Raw genomic sequence first — 3269 nt, 5'->3', positions numbered from 1 at the left:
ATCCTATAAAAACTGAAAACGGAGAATTTTATACTTTTGAATGTAGCGGATTTTAGGGGAGCTTACAGGGCCAAGAATGGCAAAGCTCCTTTCTAGGGGCTTTTTTAGTATCTGTTAATAAGCGGTTGATAAGATAATTTAGTATATGTGGAAGGAAGTTGTAATTTCATAATAGCTTACAAAGCGTGGTTAGTATCTAATAAAAGAACTTGGAGTGAAATAGAAGCGGCTTGAAGAAAATTGATAAATACGATTGGTAAAACGCAACAATACAAATGGTAAATTGAGTGTATTGTTGCTACGACAATACAAAAAGGCTAATAATAATTAATTGATTATCAATAGTAATAAATATTTTAAACTGCGTGTAATAACATAAATGCACGCGTTGGTGGCTATTTTGTTGGACAACTCTGCAATGATTTAATAATTACACTTGTCATACTTTAAACAAAAACTATGAAACGATATTTTACTTTTCTTCTAACAGTATTATTAGGAATAACCTCTTGTAAAAAGGCAGGAACAACTTTAATTTTTAATGAGAACTTAAAAATAAAAATGTCTGAAAGTGTTGACAGCACTAAAAGAACTTTGTCACTCAATTGCTTTACTGAAAAAATATATGAATGTTCAAACTATACAATTCAATCAACCTATGTTTTGACAAATGACAAAATCACAATCAATTTTATACAAATAATTTCACCAGATGTGTGTTTGACTTCGTTAGGACCTGCATCAACATTAATTAAACTCGATGGACTTGCAAACAAGGTTTATGATGTTGAATTAAACTTTGGAACATCTACAATTACTGGACAGCTTAATGTATCGACAAACAGCTTTATAGCAACTCTTCCAGTGCAGACAAAGGTGCAATTCATTAATCCCAATCTTGGTAGAGTTCCAAATAATACAATCTATGGAACTGTTCATTATCACACAGCTTCGACAACAACTTTAGTTCAAAAATTTGTTGATTCATTGCAATTTTATGGAGCAACAATATCATTATATCCACAAGGAGATTACAGCAATTTTCAAATTGAATCTAACGGACAAATTAAACAAAATCAAGACTTAGGTTATTACTTTACACGTTACTATATTTTCAATTATTCAGGTAATTCAGGACAATTGAAAAGTTTGGTAAAACGTTTTGGAGTTACTTACCCAGACTCTTTACTTGTAACACTTAATACAACAAAAGGAGAAACATTTTATAGCTGGACACCATAGAGAAAAACAGCCACCAACATTAGGTTTGGCATTATTGGGGCTTGACGAATATTGCCTCAACATTTGTAATACTATTTTGCACTGTCTAGTCCTGCTATAACTTGACTAAAAATCAACTCAAAATGGACATTAAACAACAGTGTATTACCGAGTATTTAACGCAAGGCACAGGCTACCGACAGCTAGCCAAAAAGTATGGTGTTAGCGGAATCACCATTAACAAATGGGGATGATTCAGTAATTGATTCCTCTCTTGACATTTACACAAAACACTGCAGCAATTAGGCCGCAATAGCGCATTAATAAAAGCCCTAGCTACCGAGCCAGGGCTTTTTTTGTGGGTTGGCAAAATGCCCCTTAGAAGGGCAAGATGCTAACGAGGCGGCGACCAGAGGGGAAACGCCACACGAACCAACCACAGGGCAAAGCCCTAACGGTAACGCCCTGTAGGGGGCGAAAATGTACTGGCAGCCTGCCTAGATGCCTGCTGAAAGCCAAGCGAGGCAAAGCTGGGGCTGCAAACAAGGACTGACTGAGGGGGCAAACTGCCATGCGGTAACGGGTAACAATGCGAAGCTGTTTTTGCATAACTAAAAATTTTATGCGCATCTATCAGTGACGGCAGCCTTCTACCCCAAAAGGAAACGGAATAAAAGAGGGGTCCTTCGCTGCGCTCAGGATGACAAGCTAGGCTGCGAAGGCTATGGCTTTGTGTTTATGCCGTAGTCTTTTGGGGGAGAGATTCTTCGCGGTGCTTAGAATGACAAGCCGAGCCTGCCGGCACTAGCTTGCGTATATAAATTTGTTATGCAAAAGCGGCTACGCTACCCGGTACTGCAGCAGAGGTGCTTCACTGCGTTCAGGATGACAGGCTGGTGCAGGGGTGCTTCGCTGCGCTTAGGATGACAGGCTGGTGCAGAGGTCCTTCGCTGCGCTCAGGATGAGGGTTTGGCAGGTCCTTCGCTGCGCTCAGGATGACAGGCTGCGCTTGAGCGAAGGTGGTTTTGGTTTTTTGGTTTTTAAAACGAGGCAGCCCGCAGGGACTGCCTTGTTTAGATGCTATCATTGCTAGAGACCTTGCTGTAGAAAATAGTTGCGGATAAGCATTTCTTGCAAGGTGGCTGTGGATTTAAGTATCTGCGCTAAATTGTTTTTGCGCTGTTCGAGCAACTCAAAATGCGTAAGCAGGTTTTTATAGTCTTGCCATTGCGGATAGATGGCTATAGCTGCTGGCTCTATTATTTTTTTGACTTCGCCAATATTGATAAAAGGAATGACGGAGCCACGGTGGTGGATTTTAAAAGCTTTGGCTTTGTAAAGCCCGAATGTGAGCCATTAGTAGAAATCTCTCATTTCTTGACAGGTTGCGATAGCAGTAAAGGCATTCGCCCAGGGCGTTAAACTGGGCTTTCCTGCATTGTTGCCTTTGGCAAGAATGAAAAAATTGGTTGGTTGTTGTGATACAATCAACGCATTGGTGGTGGATTTGATACAAAGCGGTTGCATAAAATATTACGCTGTTTTTATCCTTTTGATGGCAAAACGCCACATTTTTGGCCAGCGATAGGCAACCCAAATGCAGGGTGGGTAAGGACGGCAAGGTTTAGTGCAAGAAAAATACTACCTGTTGCTTGCCAATTTTGCGAAGCTTAGGCAAGCATTAAACAGGGGAAGATTTTTTTGCAATAACCAAAGGCAAACAGAACGAAGTGACGTGCAGACCTTGCCAACTGAAAGAGCGCATAACTTGCCTTTCGCTGGCTAACAAAAAGCTAAACTGAGATGATTGCCGAAGGCAATACCTTATATGGGGTTATGTGGGACGGCTAAAGTGGGTTTTCTGGTTACTAGTGGCTGGTTACTTGTTGCTGGTTGCAAGTAGCAGTTAAAATGCCTTTTATATGTACTTTGGGATGTCGTGCGGAACATCCTGAAAAGCGAGTTGAAACGCGTTTGGGGACTTTCGGCTATAATTATCAATGTTAGCTGTGGTTTTTGACCAACCCATATTTCATTCCATATTCTTT

General features: G+C 40.3%; 1 protein-coding gene and 1 pseudogene. One reads left to right on the top strand and one right to left on the bottom strand.

Translation table 11 applies throughout. The features are described from left to right. Positions 1–459: 459 nt before the first annotated feature. Positions 460–1242, top strand: coding sequence for a hypothetical protein (locus ACFOW1_RS08680; RefSeq protein ID WP_379013631.1), 783 nt, complete (start codon positions 460–462; stop codon positions 1240–1242). A 1068-nt stretch (positions 1243–2310) separates the two neighbouring features. Here ACFOW1_RS08680 and ACFOW1_RS08675 read toward each other — a convergent pair. Beyond that, positions 2311–2748, bottom strand: a pseudogene (locus ACFOW1_RS08675) (DUF6943 family protein). Between the last annotated feature and the right edge of the window lie 521 nt (positions 2749–3269).

It is taken from the genome of Parasediminibacterium paludis, assembly GCF_042651445.1.
Classification (GTDB): domain Bacteria; phylum Bacteroidota; class Bacteroidia; order Chitinophagales; family Chitinophagaceae; genus Parasediminibacterium; species Parasediminibacterium paludis.
This window is presented reverse-complemented; position numbering and strand designations above follow the sequence as displayed.